General features: G+C 71.1%; 18 protein-coding genes. 12 read left to right on the top strand and 6 right to left on the bottom strand.

What is annotated here, in order from left to right:
• Window positions 1-8: 8 nt before the first annotated feature.
• The gene (locus tag ASG04_RS06765; RefSeq protein ID WP_056121774.1) at window positions 9-1,187 is read right to left on the bottom strand and encodes a coiled-coil domain-containing protein; all 1,179 of its coding nucleotides are present in this window, start codon (window positions 1,185-1,187) and stop codon (window positions 9-11) included.
• Window positions 1,188-1,464: 277 nt separating this feature from the next.
• Here ASG04_RS06765 and ASG04_RS06760 point away from each other — a divergent pair, with 277 nt between their 5' ends.
• Complete coding sequence (locus tag ASG04_RS06760) at window positions 1,465-3,738, top strand: polyribonucleotide nucleotidyltransferase (protein WP_056121772.1); 2,274 nt, start codon at window positions 1,465-1,467, stop codon at window positions 3,736-3,738.
• Between the two features lie 74 nt (window positions 3,739-3,812).
• Here the strand turns inward: ASG04_RS06760 and ASG04_RS06755 are convergent, their stop codons facing one another.
• The 3 genes from ASG04_RS06755 to ASG04_RS06745 form a co-directional block, all read right to left on the bottom strand.
• Complete coding sequence (locus tag ASG04_RS06755) at window positions 3,813-4,340, bottom strand: YbhB/YbcL family Raf kinase inhibitor-like protein (RefSeq protein WP_056121770.1); 528 nt, start codon at window positions 4,338-4,340, stop codon at window positions 3,813-3,815.
• 96 nt (window positions 4,341-4,436) lie between these two features.
• On the bottom strand, window positions 4,437-5,402 hold the full coding sequence (locus ASG04_RS06750) for a ferritin-like domain-containing protein (RefSeq protein WP_056121768.1): 966 nt from the start codon (window positions 5,400-5,402) through the stop codon (window positions 4,437-4,439).
• Window positions 5,403-5,586: 184 nt separating this feature from the next.
• Complete coding sequence (locus ASG04_RS06745; protein WP_082517858.1) at window positions 5,587-6,237, bottom strand: TetR/AcrR family transcriptional regulator; 651 nt, start codon at window positions 6,235-6,237, stop codon at window positions 5,587-5,589.
• 259 nt (window positions 6,238-6,496) lie between these two features.
• Between ASG04_RS06745 and ASG04_RS06740 the strand changes: the two genes are divergently transcribed.
• Both ASG04_RS06740 and ASG04_RS06735 read left to right on the top strand, forming a co-directional pair.
• Entirely contained in the window at window positions 6,497-7,834 is a 1,338-nt protein-coding gene (locus ASG04_RS06740; RefSeq protein WP_056121766.1) for a M16 family metallopeptidase, read from the top strand.
• A 5-nt stretch (window positions 7,835-7,839) separates the two neighbouring features.
• On the top strand, window positions 7,840-8,442 hold the full coding sequence (locus ASG04_RS06735; RefSeq protein WP_056123718.1) for a histidine phosphatase family protein: 603 nt from the start codon (window positions 7,840-7,842) through the stop codon (window positions 8,440-8,442).
• 72 nt (window positions 8,443-8,514) lie between these two features.
• On the opposite strand, the gene ASG04_RS06730 is transcribed toward ASG04_RS06735, so the two are convergent.
• On the bottom strand, window positions 8,515-9,021 hold the full coding sequence (locus ASG04_RS06730) for a GNAT family N-acetyltransferase (protein WP_056121764.1): 507 nt from the start codon (window positions 9,019-9,021) through the stop codon (window positions 8,515-8,517).
• A gap of 23 nt (window positions 9,022-9,044) precedes the next feature.
• Between ASG04_RS06730 and dapB the strand changes: the two genes are divergently transcribed.
• On the top strand, window positions 9,045-9,791 hold the full coding sequence (gene dapB / locus ASG04_RS06725) for a 4-hydroxy-tetrahydrodipicolinate reductase (protein ID WP_056123714.1): 747 nt from the start codon (window positions 9,045-9,047) through the stop codon (window positions 9,789-9,791).
• 1 nt (window position 9,792) lies between these two features.
• Entirely contained in the window at window positions 9,793-10,236 is a 444-nt protein-coding gene (locus tag ASG04_RS06720) for a tetratricopeptide repeat protein (protein WP_414835822.1), read from the top strand.
• A gap of 37 nt (window positions 10,237-10,273) precedes the next feature.
• On the opposite strand, the gene ASG04_RS06715 is transcribed toward ASG04_RS06720, so the two are convergent.
• On the bottom strand, window positions 10,274-11,185 hold the full coding sequence (locus tag ASG04_RS06715) for a TIGR01777 family oxidoreductase (RefSeq protein ID WP_056121762.1): 912 nt from the start codon (window positions 11,183-11,185) through the stop codon (window positions 10,274-10,276).
• A gap of 94 nt (window positions 11,186-11,279) precedes the next feature.
• Here ASG04_RS06715 and ASG04_RS06710 point away from each other — a divergent pair, with 94 nt between their 5' ends.
• From ASG04_RS06710 to ASG04_RS06680, 7 genes are all read left to right on the top strand, one after another.
• A complete protein-coding gene (locus ASG04_RS06710; protein ID WP_056121760.1) occupies window positions 11,280-12,110 on the top strand; it encodes a thymidylate synthase in 831 nt (276 codons plus the stop codon).
• Window positions 12,110-12,625, top strand: a complete 516-nt coding sequence (locus tag ASG04_RS06705; RefSeq protein WP_056121758.1) for a dihydrofolate reductase — start codon at window positions 12,110-12,112, stop codon at window positions 12,623-12,625. The genes ASG04_RS06710 and ASG04_RS06705 overlap by 1 nt, the downstream gene beginning before the upstream one ends.
• 193 nt (window positions 12,626-12,818) lie before the next feature.
• Entirely contained in the window at window positions 12,819-13,796 is a 978-nt protein-coding gene (dapA, locus tag ASG04_RS06700; RefSeq protein WP_056123707.1) for a 4-hydroxy-tetrahydrodipicolinate synthase, read from the top strand.
• A gap of 47 nt (window positions 13,797-13,843) precedes the next feature.
• Window positions 13,844-15,520, top strand: coding sequence for a ribonuclease J (locus ASG04_RS06695; protein ID WP_056121757.1), 1,677 nt, complete (start codon window positions 13,844-13,846; stop codon window positions 15,518-15,520).
• 159 nt (window positions 15,521-15,679) lie between these two features.
• Window positions 15,680-16,684 carry an efflux RND transporter periplasmic adaptor subunit gene (locus ASG04_RS06690; protein ID WP_056121755.1) on the top strand — a complete coding sequence of 335 codons (1,005 nt, stop codon included), beginning with the start codon at window positions 15,680-15,682 and terminating at the stop codon, window positions 16,682-16,684.
• Window positions 16,681-17,379 carry an ABC transporter ATP-binding protein gene (locus tag ASG04_RS06685; protein ID WP_056121753.1) on the top strand — a complete coding sequence of 233 codons (699 nt, stop codon included), beginning with the start codon at window positions 16,681-16,683 and terminating at the stop codon, window positions 17,377-17,379. Before ASG04_RS06690 ends, ASG04_RS06685 begins: the two co-directional genes overlap by 4 nt.
• The gene (locus ASG04_RS06680) at window positions 17,376-18,605 is read left to right on the top strand and encodes an ABC transporter permease (protein ID WP_056121751.1); all 1,230 of its coding nucleotides are present in this window, start codon (window positions 17,376-17,378) and stop codon (window positions 18,603-18,605) included. The genes ASG04_RS06685 and ASG04_RS06680 overlap by 4 nt, the downstream gene beginning before the upstream one ends.
• Window positions 18,606-18,644: the final 39 nt, after the last annotated feature.

The following is an 18,644-nucleotide window of genomic DNA, read 5'->3' as shown; positions in this document are numbered from 1 at the left end:
CCCGCCGCTCAGTACCAGTGCGGGTTGACGCTCATCTCGTGGTTCCAGGCACCGCACGGGGTGCCGTAGCTCGACTTGATGTAGGACAGGCCCCAGTTGATCTGCGTGTCCTGGTTCGTCCGCCAGTCGGCGCCCGCGGCGGACAGCTTGTTCGCCGGCAGCGCCTGCGGGATGCCGTACGCACCACTCGAGGCGTTCAGGGCGTTCGCGCGCCACCCGGACTCCTGCGTCCAGAGCGACACCAGGCAGCCGTACTGGTCGTCGCCCCAGCCGTAGTTGCCGAGGACGCTGCGGGCGTAGGCCTTCGCCGCGTCCGGATCGACCGTCACGCCACCGGTGCTGGGGTACGAGTCGCCGGAGGACGCGGCCGCACCCGTCGGCGCGGCTGCTGCAGCCGCTGCTGCTGCCTGCGCTGCCCGGGCCTGCGCCGCAGCCTGCGCAGCGACCGCCTGACCCACGGCGTACTGCTGCTCGGCCTTCGCCGTCGTGTCCTTGAGTGACGCCAGCTGCGCGTACAGCTCGTCGCTGTGGTCCTTCGTCGAGGCGACGGCGGCATCGGCCTTCGCCTGGGCGGACGTCGCCGCTGCCGCGCGGTCCTCGGCGGCCTGGGCCAGCCGTGCGCGCTCCGCCTCGGCCCGGGTGGCCTGGTCGTGCAGCGACGACGCGGTCCCCGCAGCGACCGATGCATCGTCGAGGACACTGGTCCACGTGGTCGTCAGCTGGTCCATCGCGCCGAGTTGGTAGAGCAGCTCGTCGGGGTCCTTCGCCGTCGCGATCTTCGTGGTCATCTGGTTGGTCGAGCCGTCGCGGTACAGGTTCGCGGCCAGCTGGCCGGCCCGCGTCTGCGCCCGCTGCGCGGTCTGCGCAGCCTGGTCGGCCTGTGCCTGGAGGCTCGTGGCGGTCTGGGTGGCTTCGCCCAGTTCGGCATCGGCCTGGTCGGCCTTGGCTGATGCGTCGAGCGCGGTCTGCGACTTGGCCGCGGCGTCGGCCTGCACCGCCTTGAGTGCGTCCTGCACCTTCGCGACTTCGGCTTGCTTGGCCTGCTCGTTGCCCTTCGCCGCCTGGACGTCCTGCCACGTCGGGTAGTCGGTGGCGCTGGCGGGCGTGGCGGTGACGACGGGGACGACGAGCGCACCGAGGACGACGGCGGCCGCGACGAACGCGCGTCCGGAATGGCTTCGACGCATGCGGTCAGGCTAACGAGGACACGCCCGTTCGCCACGAGCCTCGCCGTCGATTCACCGCCGACTGCTAAAGTCGGGTCGTCCGGGGACCGTTTCCCGTGACGACACACAACATCGCACGCAGACCGGCACGAAGCTGGTCATCGGTGGTGGCATGCGGGCCGAGGCGTCCCGACTGTTTCTACTGCTGGCCAGACATGCGTTCCGCGTCGTGGAGCGCACGTGCACGCGTGTGCCCGAGGCCGGGTCTGCTGCATCAAGAACACAAGGAGGCATCCTCTTGGAGGGTCCCGAGATCAAGTTCGCTGAAGCGATCATCGACAACGGTCGCTTCGGCACCAGGACGGTCCGGTTCGAGACCGGTCGTCTCGCGCAGCAGGCACAGGGTGCCGTCGCCGCGTACCTGGACGAAGAGACCATGCTGCTGTCGGCCACCAGCGCCGGCAAGCACCCGCGCGAGGGCTTCGACTTCTTCCCGCTCACGGTCGACGTCGAGGAGCGCTCGTACGCCGCCGGCAAGATCCCCGGCTCGTTCTTCCGCCGTGAAGGTCGCCCGTCGACCGAGGCGATCCTCGTCTGCCGTCTGATCGACCGGCCGCTGCGTCCGTCGTTCGTCGACGGCCTGCGCAACGAGGTCCAGATCGTCATCACCGTCCTGAGCATCGCTCCGGACGAGTTCTACGACGCGCTGGCGATCAACGCGGCGTCCGCGTCGACGCAGATCTCCGGTCTGCCGTTCTCCGGCCCGATCGCCGGCGTGCGCCTCGCGCTCATCGGCGACCAGTGGGTCGCGTTCCCGAAGGCGTCGCAGCTCGCCGAGGCCGTCTTCGACCTCACCGTCGCCGGCCGTGTCGTCACGGACGACGCCGGCAACGAGGACGTCGCGATCATGATGGTCGAGGCCGAGGCCACCGAGCACAGCTGGGACCTCATCCAGGGCGGCGCCACCAAGCCCGACGAGGCCGTCGTCGCACAGGGCCTCGAGGCGGCGAAGCCGTTCCTCAAGTCCCTCGTCGAGGCGCAGGCGAAGCTCGCCGCGCAGTCGGCCAAGGAGATCCAGGACTTCCCGGTCTTCCCGCCGTACGCACCCGAGGTCTACTCGGCCGTCGAGTCCCTCGCCCTGTCCGAGCTCGGCGACGTCTACAAGATCGCCGCCAAGACCGAGCGCCAGGACGCCGACGACGCACTGAAGTCCCGCGTCAAGGCAGCCATCGCCGAGCAGGTCGCCGCGGGCACGCTGCCCGAGGTCGCGAACAGCCAGGTCAGCGCCGCGTACAAGTCGGTCACGAAGAAGGTCGTCCGCGGCCGCATCCTGACCGAGCAGGTCCGCATGGACGGCCGCGGCCTCGCCGACATCCGCCCGCTCGACGCCGAGGTCGCCGTGATCCCGCGCGTCCACGGTTCCGCGGTGTTCCAGCGCGGTGAGACCCAGATCCTGGGCGTCACCACGCTGAACATGCTCAAGATGGAGCAGCAGATCGACTCGCTGTCGCCCGTCACGAAGAAGCGCTACCTGCACCACTACAACTTCCCGCCCTACTCGACCGGTGAGACCGGCCGCGTGGGTTCGCCGAAGCGTCGCGAGATCGGGCACGGCTTCCTGGCCGAGCGCGCACTCGTGCCGGTGCTGCCGTCGCGCGAGGAGTTCCCGTACGCCATCCGTCAGGTCTCCGAGGCGCTCAGCTCGAACGGCTCGACCTCGATGGGCTCCGTCTGCGCCTCGACCCTGTCGCTGCTGAACGCCGGTGTGCCGCTCAAGGCACCCGTCGCCGGCATCGCCATGGGCCTGGTCTCCGACACCGTCGACGGTCAGACCCGCTACGCGGCGCTGACCGACATCCTCGGTGCCGAGGACGCGCTGGGTGACATGGACTTCAAGGTCGCCGGTACCTCCGAGTTCGTCACCGCCATCCAGCTCGACACCAAGCTCGACGGCATCCCGTCGTCCGTGCTCGACGCCGCGCTGAAGCAGGCGAAGGAGGCCCGCTCGGCCATCCTCGGCGTGCTGAACGAGGCGATCGACGCTCCCGACGAGATGGCGGACACCGCCCCTCGTGTCATCTCGGTGCAGATCCCCGTCGACAAGATCGGCGAGCTGATCGGCCCGAAGGGCAAGACGATCAACGGCATCCAGGACACCACCGGTGCCGACATCTCGATCGAGGACGACGGCACGGTGTACATCGGTGCCGTCGACGGTCCGTCCGCCGAGGCCGCGCGTGCGCAGGTCAACGCGATCGCGAACCCGACCAACCCGGAGATCGGGGACCAGTTCCTCGGCACCGTCGTGAAGATCGCCACCTTCGGCGCCTTCGTGTCGCTGCTGCCGGGCCGCGACGGTCTGCTCCACGTCTCCGAGGTCCGCAAGCTCGCCGGTGGCAAGCGTGTGGAGAACGTCGAGGACGTGCTCGGCGTCGGCCAGAAGATCCTGGTCGAGGTCACCAAGGTCGACGACCGCGGCAAGCTCTCGCTCGCGCCGGTCGTGGCGGACGAGGTCGACACCGACGGCCGTGACGACCACGCGTCGCACGCCGAGGCGCCGGCCGAGGGCTGAACGCCCCTCGCCTGACTGCACGAACGGCCGTCGCCCCTCGGGGCGGCGGCCGTTCCGCATGTCGTCCGGGCGGGTCAGGGGGCGGGGGTCTCCTGCGTGCCCATGAGCTGTGCGCGCCCGACCAGGTGCTCGCGCAGCATGAAGCCGACGACCGCCGGGGTGGCGTCGGCGGGGACCTCGAGCACGGGGACGTCGAGGGCGCTCAGCGTGAAGAAGTACCGGTGCTCGCCGTGCCCGGCCGGGGGAGCGGCGCCGAGGAACGTGGCGGTCCCGTACTCGTTGCGACGTCGGAGTGCCTCGGCCGGCAGCAGGGCGTCGTCGGTGCCGGCACCGGCAGGCAGCGACGTCGTCGAGGCCGGCAGGTCCGTCAGGCTCCAGTGCCAGAAGCCCGAGCCGGTGGGGGCGTCGGGGTCGTACACGGTGAGCACGTAGCTCTGCGTGCCCTCGGGAGCGCCGGACCACTCGAGCGCGGGCGAGCGGTCCTCGCCGCCGACGTCGGAGCCGCGCGCCGAGGTGGGCAGCACGCCGCCGTCGGTGAAGTCGGGGCTGGTCAGGGTGAAGGTGGGCACCTCGGGGAGGCGCCAGAGCGGGTCGTTGGCCATGCACCCAGGCAACCACCGATGCCCTGGTGGTGGCCGGGAGACGAGAGGCGCGGTGCCAGCTGGCACCGCGCCTCCCGTCGTTCAGGTGATGACCGATCAGGCCGGGCCGGTGGCGCTCCCGGGGTTGCCGCTCGCCACGATCGCGCCGTTGACGCCCTCGGGGAAGAAGCCGCCCTTGTCGATCTGGTTCGGCGTGAGGAACACGATGTTGAGCACGCGCTCCGCGGTGCGGCCGTACGCCAGGGAGTTGGCGTCGGTCGGGACGAAGTTCACCGCGCCGGTCGACGTCGTGATGCCCTGGTCGTCGTCGGTCGGCCCGTCGAGCGAGTCGCGGGCGTCGGAGATCTTGTTCGCCGGCACCTGCAGGCCCTTGTCGAAGAGCTTCGAGCGGATGATGCCCGCGTGGTACGCCTCGACGGCCAGGATGCCCGCCGCGGCGCTGAGGTACGTCTTGTTGTAGATCAGGGGAGCCGCGCCCTTGTAGGCGGTGACCCCGACGTCCTCGAACACGTAGGCGCCGAGCAGGAAGTTCTCCTCGCTGGCGAAGGGGTCGAAGGTCCCCGTCGGTCCGACCACACCCGCGGCCCGGGCGGCTGCGGTGAAGGCGTTCGTGAAGTCGATCTTCGGCCGCGAGACGACCGCACCACCGAGCGCCGACCGGAGGAACGCCACGTGCGCGCGCTCGTCGTTGGCGATCTCGGTCGCGATCCCACGGATGGCGGCGGTCTTGAACGGCACCTTGCTGCCGCCGACGACCGGCCCCTGGGGGTCGATGCCGGTGATCATGCTGTCGGTCAGGCCCGTGCCGAACACGGCGCGCAGGTAGAACTCCGCCTCGAGGTACTCCAGGTTGAGGGCGAAGTTGAGGATGGCGGCGTCGGAGACGGCACCGTCCTCGGCGGGCGAGGCGGAGGCTCGGTCGGCGGAGACCACCGACGAGCCGAGCGCGGCGATGCCGGCGGAAGCGCCGGCGACCCCGGCGGCTGCGAAGAAGCGACGTCGGTCGAGCGCGTTCTCAGCGCTGCGGTCGATGGCGTGACGGATGAAGGCGTTGTCGAACATCGGTGTCCTCGAGACGTGCTGGCTGCACGGGGCCCGGTCGGCACGGCAGGGAAGCAGGCCGGTCGGGTCACGGTCGGCGGGATGGTCGACCGTGCGGGTCAAGCTACCCCCGGACGGGGGACGCCACGAGGGGCAACGCGCAAATCGGTCGGCGTCGTCCGGTGTCCGAGGAGTGGGCGGGTCGTCAGCCGGCGAGGACGCGGTCGGCGACGCGCTGCAGCGCGGCCGTCGCGGCGATGGCGTCGCCGGCGTAGGCGCCCGACATCGCACCGTCGCGCGCGAGCATGAGCTCGTCGGCACCGTCGCCGGCCATCGGGTGACCGGCTTCCTGCAGCAGGTCACCGAGGCGCTCGGTGTACCAGTCGCGGTGCATGGCGACGACCTGGCGGACGGGGTCGCGCGGGTCGTGGTACTCGGCGGCGGCGTTGAGGAACGCACAACCGCGGAAGGCCGGGTCGTTGACGTCGGCGACGAGCGACGCGACCCAGGCGCGGACCGCGGACTGCGGATCGCCCGCGTCGCTGACGACCTGCTCGAAGCGCTGCTGGACGCGTTCGTGCTGCGTGTTCACGTACGCCAGGATCAGGTTGTCCTTCGACCCGTAGTGCTTGTAGAACGTCGCCTTCGTGACGCTCGCCTCGGAGATGAGGCGGTCGACGCCGACCCCGTGGATGCCCTCGTCGTAGAACAACCGGGACGCGGTCTCGAGGATTCGGACCTTCGCGCCGCCGGAGCGGGGAGCCGGGGGGAGGCTCGACCCGTCCGACGACGCGGAGGCCGGAACGCTCGGGCCAAGGAGACGCCGGACGGCCGGTTGGGGGGAATCGACCGTCACAGCGTGGCTCTCCTTGGGGTCATCGGCTCCGCGGACGAGTGGGGGGACTCGTTCCGCCGAGGACTGATGTCCCGAGCCACCGGATCGGTATCTAGGGGGGCTGCCGATCCGGTGCACCCAATGTAACACAAGGAGGACAGACAGACGAGTCCGTCTGTCCTCAGAACATGTACCCCACTTCGAGGGTCGTCCGAGGGTGCTCCCCATGCCGTGGTCAATCTGGATGGGAGGCCCTGGGACATCAGTAGGCTCGACCGCGATGAACCACCCAGTGCCGTTGCCCCTCGAGGCCCCGGACACGTCGTTCCTGACGTCCGGGGGATCCTTCGTCCGCCGAACCGTCCTGCCCTCGGGCGTGCGCGTGCTGACCGAGGCGGTGCCGGCATCCCACTCGACGAGCATCGGGTACTGGGTCGGGGTCGGTTCCCGCGACGAACGCGACGGTCAGTTCGGCTCGACGCACTTCCTCGAGCACCTGCTGTTCAAGGGCACGACCACGCGCAGCGCGCTCGACATCGCCGTCGCGTTCGACTCCGTCGGCGGTGAGCACAACGCGGCGACGGCCAAGGAGTACACCTGCTACTACGCCCGGGTCCGCGACACCGACGTCCCGATGGCCGTCCAGGTCATCGGTGACATGGTGACGAACTCGGTCCTCGAACCCGCGGCGTTCGACATCGAGCGCGGCGTCATCCTCGAGGAGCTCGCGATGGCCGCGGACGACCCGGCCGACCTGGCGGGCGAGGCCTTCTTCGCATCGGCCTTCGACGGTCACGCCCTCGGTCGACCGATCGGTGGCACGCCGGAGAGCATCCGCGCCGTCCAGCGCGACGAGGTGATGGCGCACTACGCCGAGCACTACGCTCCGAGCGGCCTGGTCATCACCGCCGCCGGTGCCGTCGACCACGACGCCTTCTGCGCGCTGGTGGAAGCGGTGTTCAGCGGCAGCCCGAAGGCCCGTCCGGTGGCACGGCGCACCGCCCAGCCCGTGGCCGACCGTGCCCAGGAGCGACTCACCGTCGTGCACCGCCCCACCGAACAGGTCAGCATGCTGCGCGGCTCGCAGGGCATCGACCTGCGTGACGACCGCCGACCCGTGCTCAGCGTGCTCAACGCGGTGCTCGGCGGGGGGATGAGTTCACGCCTGTTCCAAGAGGTCCGCGAACGCCGTGGTCTGGCCTACGCGGTGTCGTCCTTCGCGCCGGCCTACCTGGACAACGGCGCGTTCGGTGTCTACGCCGGGTGTGCGCCGGACAACGTCGCCGGGGTGATCGACATCATCGACGCCGAGTTCCGCAAGATGGTCGACGACGGCATCACCGAGGACGAACTGCGGCGCGCGAAGGGCCAGATCGAGGGCGCCGTGACGCTGTCCCTCGAGGACGCCGACGCCCGCATGACCCGGCTGGGGCGTGCCGAGCTCGGTACCGGGGAGTTCACCGACCTGGACACGGCGCTCGAACGCGTCGACCAGGTCACCACGGCCGACGTGCTCGAACTCGCCCGCGACCTGCTCACCCGGCCCACCGTCACCGCCGTCGTCGGGGACGTCGAGCGCGCCGCGCTCGAGACGGCGATCGGCATCGGCGGTCGATGACGGAGATGTCGCACTACCTCTACCTCGTCCGGCACGGCGAACACCAGGACGCCGAGCACGGACTCCGTGACGGCAAGCTCTCCGAACGCGGCAAGCGGCAGTCGATGCTGATCGCCGACCGCCTGGGCGGCGTGCCGTTCGACGGCGTCTGGCACTCCCCGCTCGAAGCGCCCAGCGAGACCGCGTCGTTCCTGGCACAGCGCCTGCCCGCGATCCAGCCCGAGCCCTCGACCCTGCTGTTCGACTGCATCCCGTCGGGCCCGACACCGGACATGCCGACCGCCTACAAGAAGTTCTACGGCGGGATCACCGACGAGGAGATCGTCGCCGGGCAGGCGCAGATGGGTGACGCGGTCGCGGAGTGGTTCACCCCGTCCATCCAGGACCGGCACGACCTGATCATCACGCACAACGCGGTGATCGGCTGGTTCGTCCGCGAGGTCTTCCAGGCCCCCGAGTGGCGCTGGATGGGGACGAACGTCGCCCACACCGCGCTGACCGTGATCCGGATCCGCTCGGCCAAGCCCGCCGAGCTCGTCACGCTCAACGACACGGCGCACCTGCCGGTCGAGCTCCGGACCGGCCTGCCGGTCGAGCAGCCGCTCTAGCGAGGAGCGCACCGGACCGTCGGACCGTCGGACTGGAGGCGCGGGTCGGGCCCGCCCCGCGCCTCCAGTCCGTCAGACGGACGCGTCGGGCACGACCCGCTTGCGGTACCAGGCGGTGGCGTTCGGGTTGTCGTTGAAGGGCTCGACCCGCTCGTAGCCCCGGCCGCGGTACATCGCCCCCGCGGCGACCAGCGAGTCGTTCGTGTCCAGGACGATCGCGGTCGCACCGAGTGCCGCGCCCGCGCGTTCGAGCTCGTCCATCATGGCCGTCGCGACCCCGCGCCCCCGGCCGGACGGGGTGACGAAGACGTGCTTGACCTCGAACCGGACGTCGGTGCCGTCGTCCGCGATCCGGCGGAGCCCGCCGCACCCCACGGGCTCGTCGCCGTCGTGGGCCAGGACGAACACACCGCGCGGCGGGGTGAACTGCTCGGCCGGCGTGCGCTTCCGCGAGTACGACCCCTGCGCGCTCGGGAACGTCGCCTCGCGCTCGTCGAGGTAGGCCTCGAGCAGGGCGTCGACCTCGGGCAGGTCGCCGGGCACGATGCGGACGGTGACCGGCGTGCGATCGGTGGTCATGGGTCGATCCTAGGATGGAGCGCATGGTCACTCCCGTCGCCGTCGTCGGCGCCACCGGTCGTCTCGGGGGCCTCGTCGCCGCTGTGGTCGAGGAACTGCCCGACTTCGAACTCGTCGCACGGCTGTCGTCGAAGGACGGTGCGCACGAGCCGGACCCGACGGTGTTCAACGGCGCGGCGGTCGTCATCGACGTGACGGTCCCGGCCCTCAGCCCGGCCATCGTCGCGAACGCGCTGGAGAGCGGCGCGAACGTGCTGGTCGGCACGTCGGGTTGGTCGGCGTCGCGGCTCGCCACCCTGCGGACCGCCCTCGCCGACCGCCCCGACCAGGGTGTCCTGGTCGTGCCGAACTTCTCGATCGGTTCCGTGGTCGGCACGCACCTGGCGACGATCGCAGCGCCGTGGTTCCCCGCGATCGAGATCATCGAGACGCACCACGCGGGCAAGATCGACTCGCCGTCGGGCACCGCGGTCCGCACGGCCGAACTCATCTCCGAGGCCCGGCGCGAGGTCGGGCCGGTCGACGCGCCGCACGTCGACCAGCGTGCGCGCGGGCAGCAGGTGGCGAGCGTGCCGATCCACTCGCTGCGGCTGCCCGGCGTCACGGCCGTGCAGGACGTGGTGCTGAGCGGGCCGGGCGAGACCCTGACGATCCGGCACGACACCACTGACGACACCGCGTACGCACCGGGCATCCGCGCGGCGCTGTCGGCCGTCGGCGCGCTGCGGGGCCTGTCCGTCGGGCTCGGCACCGTGCTCGGGATCAGCTGACGTGGGGATCCGCTCGCCGTTCTGGGGTGCGGCCCTGATGGCGGTGCTGTTGCTGGTCTACATCGTGCTGATCGGCGCACGGGCGGTGGCCTTCATCGCGACCGGGCTCGCCATCGGGATCGCGATCGGTGCGGCGCTGATCGTCATCGCCCTGATCGGGGCACTGCTGCTCGTGCTCGAGTTCCGGTTCGGGCTGCGCATCACGCGGCTCGGCGCCCGGCTCGAACACGAGGGCGGCACGCCGGACGACGTCGTCGAGGTCCGCCCCTCGGGTCGCCCGACCCGCGCGGCGGCGGACGAGCTCTTCCCGCGGTACCGCGCGGCGGTCGAGGCATCGCCCGACGACTGGCGCGCCTGGTACCGGCTCGGCGTCGTCTACGACGCGGCCGGCGACCGGAAGCGAGCGCGGTCGGCCATGCGCACGGCACTGTCGCATGCTCGGTAGCCGCGGCCGGTGACCGACCCCGCGCCCGCGTGGCCGGCTAGCGCGACAGCACGGCGTCGACGGCGTCCTCGGCGCGGGCGTGGCGGAAGACGTACCCCGACTCGAGCAACTTCGTCGGCACCATCTGCTGGTTGGACAGGAGCATCTCGTCGGCCGCCTCGCGCAGCAGGGCACGCAGCGCGAACTCGGGCACGCGGAACAGGTAGGGGCGGTGCAGGTCCTCGGCGACGCGCCGTGTGATGCGGTCCGAGACGGCGGGCACCGGGCCGGCAAGGTTCACCGGGCCGCTGACGTCGTGAGCGGCGGTCGCCAGGTGCACGACGGCGCCGACCTCGTCCTCGAGCGCGATCCACGGCCAGTACTGGCCGCCGGTGCCGAGTCGGCTGCCGAGCCCGAACCGCGTGAGCGGCAGGACGGGCGCAAGCGCACCGCCGCCCTTCCCGATCACGATGCCGGTCCGGAGCAGGACCACGCGGACGCCCTCGGGCGCCTGCTGTGCGGCCGCTTCCCACTTCGTCGTCACGTCGGCCAGGAACCCCCGACCGGGCGCCGCGTCGTCCTGCAGCACGTCCGCCGGACGGTCGCCGTACACCCCGGACGCCGACCCGGACAGGAACAGGCGGGGCGGGGTGCCGGCCTGCCGCATCGCCTCGACCAGGGTGCCGGTGGCGCCGAGTCGCGAGTCGAGGATCTCCCGCTTGTACTGCTCGGTCCACGGCAGCTTGCCGATGTTCGCACCGGCCAGGTTCACGACGACGTCCGCGCCGTCCAGGACGGCCGGGTCGAGCGGCCGACTGCCGGGGGCCCAGCGGAACTCGGTGGGGGAGTGCGGCTCGCGCCGCACCAGGGTCGAGACGTGGTGTCCGGCGTCACGCAGGGCGCGGACCAGGGGAGTCCCGATGAAGCCGGACGCGCCGGCGACCAGGATCGAGAGCGGCTGATCGGTCATGCGGGCAAGGCTACTCAGGACACTGACGGGAGGCCCGATGCCGCCCCGGTGTGACGGGTCGCCGGCGACGGTGGTGGCGTTTAGGCTCGGAGGCGTGACTGACACCCAGGCCGTCCAGCCCGACGCCACCGTTGCCACCCCCTACGAGGACCTGCTGCGCCGCGTCCTGACCGAGGGCGCCCCCAAGGGGGACCGCACCGGCACGGGGACGCGCAGCCTGTTCGGTGCGCAGCTGCGGTTCGACCTGTCGCAGGGCTTCCCGCTCATCACCACCAAGCGGGTGCACTTCAAGTCGATCGCGTACGAGCTGCTGTGGTTCCTGCGCGGCGACGGCAACGCCACCTGGCTGCAGGAGCACGGCGTCCGGATCTGGAACGAGTGGGCGGACGCGTCCGGTGACCTCGGACCCGTCTACGGCGTGCAGTGGCGCTCATGGCCGACGCCCTCCGGCGAGCACATCGACCAGATCGCCCAGGTCATCGAGCAGATCCGCACGAACCCGGACTCCCGTCGCCTGATCGTCTCGGCCTGGAACGTCGCGGACATCCCGGACATGGCGCTCGCCCCGTGCCACGCGTTCTTCCAGTTCCACGTCAACGACGGCAAGCTCTCGTGCCAGCTCTACCAGCGCAGCGCGGACATGTTCCTCGGCGTGCCCTTCAACATCGCCTCGTACGCGCTGCTCACCCACATGATCGCGGCGCAGACTGGCCTGCAGGTCGGCGACTTCGTGTGGACCGGCGGCGACTGCCACGTCTACGACAACCACGTCGAGCAGGTCGAGGAGCAGCTCTCCCGCACGGCGTACCCGCTGCCCACGCTCGAGCTCGCGCCGCGCGACTCGATCGACGACTACGAGTACGACGACTTCACCGTGGTCGGCTACCACCACCACCCGGCGATCTCGGGCGCGGTCGCGGTCTGATGTCCGACGCCGCATGGTCCGAGCCCGTGCGTGGCGTCGGCATGGTCTGGGCCCGGTCGACCGACGGCGTGATCGGCGCCGACGGCGGGATGCCCTGGCACGTCCCCGAGGACCTCGCTCACTTCCGCCAGGTCACCGGCAGCGCGACCGTCGTGATGGGGCGCCGCACCTGGGACGCGCTCCCGCCGCGCTTCCGTCCGCTGCCCGGTCGCCGCAACGTCGTGCTGACGCGAGACCCGTCGTGGGCTGCCGAGGGCGCCGTGCCCGTGCACGACCTGGCGACCGCGCTCGACACGGACGAACCCGTGTGGGTGATCGGCGGTGGTCAGGTCTACGCGGCGGCACTGCCCTTCGCCGACCGGGTCTCCGAGACGGTCATCGACGTGCAGGTCGACGGCGACACGGTCGCGCCGACGCTCGACGACGGCTGGCAGCGCGTCGACGACGGCGACTGGCATCAGTCACGGAACGGCGGCGTCCGCTACCGCTTCGTCGAGTGGAGCCGCCGCTCGTAGCGTCGAGCCCGACACAGCACCGCCTCGCGGACACGGCACCTCGCTCGTTCACGGTTCCGTGTCCGGAAGGCGGTTCGCAGCAGCTGCGAACCGGCGGGCGCGACCGGTGCACCGGGGCCGCACCGGGCCTCCTGTCCGCCCACCGTCCACGCGGACGGCCTGCGTGTCGCCCATCCCCGGTACGCTGGACGCCGTGTCCCCGCGTGAGAACCCCTTCGGCCAGGTGCTCGTCGCCCTCGTGACCCCGTTCACCGCCGACGGCGAAGTGGACTGGCCGGGCGTCGAGCAGCACATCGACGACTGCATCACGGCCGGGGCGGACGGCATCGTCGTCACCGGCACCACGGGCGAGACCTCGACCCTGACCGACCCGGAGAAGCTCCGTCTGGTCGAGGTCGGCAAGTCCGTCGCGGCCGGTCGCGCGAAGATCATCACGGGCGGTGGCTCGAACGAGACCGCGCACGCCATCCACCTCTACAAGCAGAGCGAGCGGGCCGGCGCCGACGGCGTGATGATCGTCACGCCGTACTACAACAAGCCGACCCAGGCGGGCGTGCTCACCCACTTCCGGATGATCGCCGACGCCACCGACCTGCCGGTCATCCTCTACGACATCCCGGGTCGCACGGGCATCCCGATCACGTACGAAACGATCGTGCGTGCGTCCAAGCACCCGAACATCCTCGCGGTGAAGGACGCCAAGGGCGACTTCGCCGAGGTCTCCCGCGTCCTCAACAACACCGACCTCATGTACTTCTCCGGTGACGACACGAACGTGCTCCCGCACCTGTCGATCGGGGCGACCGGCCTGATCGGCGTCACCGCGAACGTCACGAGCACGCCGTACCGCACGATCGTCGACGCGGTGAACGCCGGCGACCTGGCCACCGCGACCCGCGAGCACCAGCGCATCGAGCCACTGGTCCGCGCCGTGATGACCCACGTGCCGGGCACCGTCGCGGCGAAGTACATCCTGCACGGGCTCGGCCGCATCGGCAGCCCGCGCGTCCGTCTGCCGCTCGTCGGCCCCGAGGACTCCGAGGCCTACGCCATCGAGACCTCCCTCGAAGCGGTGCACGGCATCCCCGGCGCCGACTTCTCGAACTTCCGCCCGGACCGCAACGCGGCCGCCGGCGGTGCGCTTCCGAAGGTGCCAGGCACCACCCGTTGATCGACCGCGGCGCGCAGGACGCGCGTCGCCGAAGCAGTCAGGACCGAATGCCCACGCAAGTCTCCGAACCCCAGCCCCTCGAGCCGGGCACCCTCCGCGTCATCCCGATCGGTGGCCTCGGTGAGATCGGTCGCAACATGACCGTCTACGAGTACGAGGGCAAGCTCCTCATCGTCGATGCCGGCGTGCTGTTCCCCGAGGAGCACCAGCCGGGCGTCGACCTGATCCTGCCCGACTTCGCGCCGATCCGGGACCGCCTGGACGACGTCCTCGGTGTCGTACTCACCCACGGCCACGAGGACCACATCGGCGCCGTGCCGTACCTGCTCAAGCTCCGTGGCGACATCCCGCTGATCGGCTCCACGCTGACCCTGGCGCTGGTCGAGGCGAAGCTCAAGGAACACCGGATCAAGCCGTACACGCTGGTCGTCGCCGAGGACCAGACCGAGCAGATCGGCCCGTTCCACCTCGAGTTCGTCGCGGTGAACCACTCCATCCCGGACGCCCTCGCCGTCGCCATCACGACCCCCGCGGGCCGTGTGCTGCACACCGGTGACTTCAAGATGGATCAGCTGCCGCTCGACGACCGCATCACCGACCTCCGCGCGTTCGCACGCCTGGGCGAGGCCGGCGTCGACCTGTTCCTGCCGGACTCCACCAACGCCGACGTGCCGGGCTTCACCGCTCCGGAGCGCGACATCGGTCCGGTCCTCGAGAACATCATCATGCGCGCCCGCAAGAAGGTGGTCGTCGCGAGCTTCTCGTCGCACGTGCACCGAGTGCAGCAGGTCCTCGACGCCGCGGCCGCCGCCAACCGCAAGGTCGCGTTCATGGGCCGGTCGATGATCCGCAACATGACGATCGCTGCCGACCTCGGGTACCTGCGGGTGCCGGAGAACGTGCTCATCGACACCAAGAAGGCCAAGAACGTCCCGGACGACCAGATCGTCTACATGTCGACCGGGTCGCAGGGCGAGCCGATGGCGGTCCTGGCACGCATGGCGAACCTCGAGCACCAGATCGAGATCGGCGAGGGCGACACCGTCATCCTGGCGTCCTCGCTCATCCCGGGCAACGAGAACGCCGTCTACCGCGTGATCGACGGGCTGACCAAGCTCGGCGCGAAGGTCGTGCACAAGGGCAACGCGAAGGTGCACGTCTCCGGGCACGCATCGGCCGGCGAACTCCTGTACTGCTACAACATCCTGCGCCCGCGCAACGTCCTGCCCGTGCACGGCGAGCAGCGCCACCTGTACGCGAACGCCGACCTGGCGATCCAGACCGGTGTGCCGCCGCGCAACGTCATCCTCGGTCAGGACGGCATCGTCGTCGACCTGAAGGACGGCGTCGTGAACGTCGCCGGGCAGCTCGACATCGGCTACGTCTACGTCGACGGGTCCACCGTCGGCGAGATCACCGATGCCGACCTCAAGGACCGTCGCGTCCTGGCCGAAGAGGGCTTCATCTCGGTCTTCTGCGCCGTCGACTTCGCGACCGGCCAGTGCGTCATCGGCCCGGAGATCCAGTCCCGCGGCTTCGCCGAGGACGACTCCGTCTTCGACGACGTCCGTCCGCAGATCGCGCGCGCGCTCGCCGACGCGGCCGGCAACGGCACCCGGGACGCGCACGCCTTCAGCCAGGTTGTCCGCCGGACCGTCGGCCGGTGGGTCAACACCAAGCACCGTCGCCGCCCGATGATCGTCCCGGTGATCATCGAGGCGTAGCGCCGACGCGCAGAGCTGACCAGGAGGCCCGGTGCACGTCCGTCACGGACGCGCACCGGGCCTCCTGGTCGTGTTCCGTGCGCCGGTTCGTCCGACCGGCCACCTGGTCTCATCCTCAGGAATGACCCTGACTGGGATGCCGGACACTAGCATTTCGGTGTGAACGTCCTCCGCCGCTGGGTGTGGCCCGGCCTCAAGTTCCTCGTCTTCGCCGCGATCGCGGTGGCGCTCGTCCGGCTCGCTTTCTTCGCGGCGACGCCGCCCGAAGCCGACACCGTCCCGACCGGGCAGATCACGGACCCGGTCGTCACCGTCGCGACGGGCGACATCAGCAACGACGTCGAGGCGAAGGGCACGATCCGCTCCGTCGCGTCCACCCCGGTGCGTGCGACGGTCGCGGGTGCGGTGAACCGCGTCTTCGTCGCCGACGGCGCACACGTCGAGCAGGGGGCTGCCGTCCTCGACGTGCGCGTCGAGACCCCTGTCGAGGGCGTCACCGAGGACGGCAGCGCCCTGCCGCCGAAGGTCACGTTCTCGACGGTCACGGCGCCGGCGGCCGGCACGGTGTCCGGGCTCGACCTGGTCGAGAAGCAGCCGGTCGAGATCGGCACCGTGGTCGCCCGGGTGGCACCGGAGTCCTACCGGGCGAGTGCGACCCTGCAGGCGGCGCAGCTCTACCGGCTCGTCGACCGTCCGTCCGAGGCCACGGTCACCGTCAAGGACGGCCCGGCGCCGTTCACGTGCACGAACCTCTCCCTCACCAGCGCTCCGTCCGGCGACGGCGCTGCGGACGACGACGCCTCGCAGGACGGCAGCGCATCGGACTCCTCGACCGGCGGCACGCAGCTCGAGTGCGACGTCCCGGGTGACGTCACCGTCTTCCCCGGACTCGAGGTCACGATGGCGGTGCCGGCGGGCAAGGCCGAGGGTGTGCTCACGCTCCCGACCACCGCGGTGCAGGGGACGGCCCAGCGGGGCGTCGTCACCGTCGTCGGCAAGAGCGGTGACCGCGAGCGGCGCGAGGTCGAGCTGGGCATCACCGACGGTGAGCAGGTCGAGGTGAAGACCGGTCTGGCCGAGGGCGACCGGGTGCTGCAGTTCGTCCCCGGCAAGGAGCAGACCGACGACGACGCGGTCGACGGCGGCAGCGTGGTGTCCGGATGAGCCTGGTCTCGGTGCGCGGGCTCCGGAAGTCCGTGGTGCTGCCCGACGGGTCGACGCTCGAGATCCTGCGCGGCATCGACCTCGAGGTCGACGCCGACAGCCGGACCGCCATCGTCGGCCGGTCGGGCTCGGGCAAGTCGACGCTGCTGAACATCCTGGGGCTGCTCGATGCCCCGACCGACGGCGACCATCGTTTCGACGGGGTCGACGTCGGTCGCGCCGGGTCGGTTCGCCGCGACCGGATCCGCGGCGCGGACGTCGGGTTCGTGTTCCAGCAGTTCAACCTGCTGCAGGGCCGGACCGCGGTCGAGAACGTCGAGGTGCCCCTGCTCTACGCGTCCGGCCGCGACTTCTGGCGGCGTCGGCGTCTGGCCACCGAGATGCTCGACCGCGTGGGCCTGTCCGACCGTGCCGACACGCAGCCGCACCGGCTGTCGGGCGGCGAACAGCAGCGTGTGGCGATCGCGCGCGCCCTGGTGCGGTCCCCGCGGCTGATCCTGGCCGACGAGCCGACCGGAGCGCTCGACGTCGACACCGGGCGGTCGGTGATGGCGCTGCTCGAGACCGTCGCCGCCGAGACCGGTGCGGCGCTCGTGACCATCACGCACGATCCCGCGGTGGCCGCACGGGCCGAGGTCGTGCACCGGATCGACCACGGTCTCGTCGTCGACGCGACCGCCGAGGCCCTGGCGTGAACGGGGTCCTCACGACCGTCGTCGGGACGTTCGTCGAGTCCTGGCAGGAACTGCGGGTCCACCGCGGTCGGGTCGTCCTCAGCCTGGTCGGCGTGACGATCGCCGTCGCGTCGCTCGCCGTCGTCGTCGGCTTCGGCGCGCTCGCCGAGAAGGCGACCGCGGCACTGAACGAGCAGTACGGCGGACGTCCCGCGACGTTCTCGCTGACGGCGTCGTCGTCGACCGGGGACGCCGTCGCGGATGAGGACGCCCTGTTCGCCGAGTACCGCGCGGCGGCCGACCGCTACGACGTGCGGTGGACCAGTGAGGCGATGGAGGGGCCGCGGAAGGTCCAGTTCCCCGACGGGGTCGCCGACGTGTACACAAGGACGGTCGACCCGGACTACGCCGAGATGCACCGGGTGCGCATGGCCTCCGGGGCGTGGTTCACCGAGGACGACCGTGGGCGGCTCGCGCCGGCGGTCGTCGTCAACCGGGCGTTCCTCGAGCGCCTCGGCGACCCGGACATCGTCACGCACCCGACCGTCCGGTTGCCGGGGACGCCGGGATCGGTGGCCGTCGTCATCGGCGAGTACGTGACGAGCGAGTACGACACCGAGCCGTCCATGTACGAGATGGCCCGGTCCGTCGCGTCGACCGGACTGACGGCCGACCCGGACATGGGCATCAGCCGCTCGTTCGAGGTCTGGGTGCCCGACCACCACGCGAAGCAGCTCGCGAAGCGGATCGCCAGCGACGCCGAGCGGGCGTCCGGCGGCACGGTGGAGGTCTCGGCGGACCGGATGGACGCCGCGGGCACCGTCGACGGCGATCCGCTCGGGCCCCTGCGGTACGTCATCGCGGCGGTCTCGGTCCTGGTGCTCGTGCTCGGCGGTCTCGGGTTGCTCAACGTCTCGCTCGTGAGCGTCCGGCAGCGCATCCGCGAGATCGGCATCCGTCGCGGTGTCGGAGCGACGGCCGGCCGGGTCTTCGTCGCCGTGCTGCTCGAGAACGTCCTCGGCACGGCGGTCGCCGGCGCGGTCGGCGTGATGCTCGGCGCCGCGGTGCTCAGCAACGGGACGGTCCGTTCGGCGATCACGAGCGGTGCCGACGTCGGGGGAGCGCCGTTCCCTCTCGAGGCCGCGCTCGTCGGGATCGGTGCGGCGGTGGCCGTCGGCGCGCTCGCCGGGCTGCTGCCGGCACTGGTCGCCGTCCGCGTCAAGGTCATCGACGCCATCCGGTACTGAGGACCGGTCCCGGCAGTCCCGTCGTGTGCGCGGCGGGGC

It is taken from the genome of Curtobacterium sp. Leaf183 (assembly GCF_001424385.1).
GTDB lineage: Bacteria > Actinomycetota > Actinomycetes > Actinomycetales > Microbacteriaceae > Curtobacterium.
Note: the sequence above shows the minus strand (reverse complement) of the source record. Positions and strands in the feature narration are given on the sequence as shown.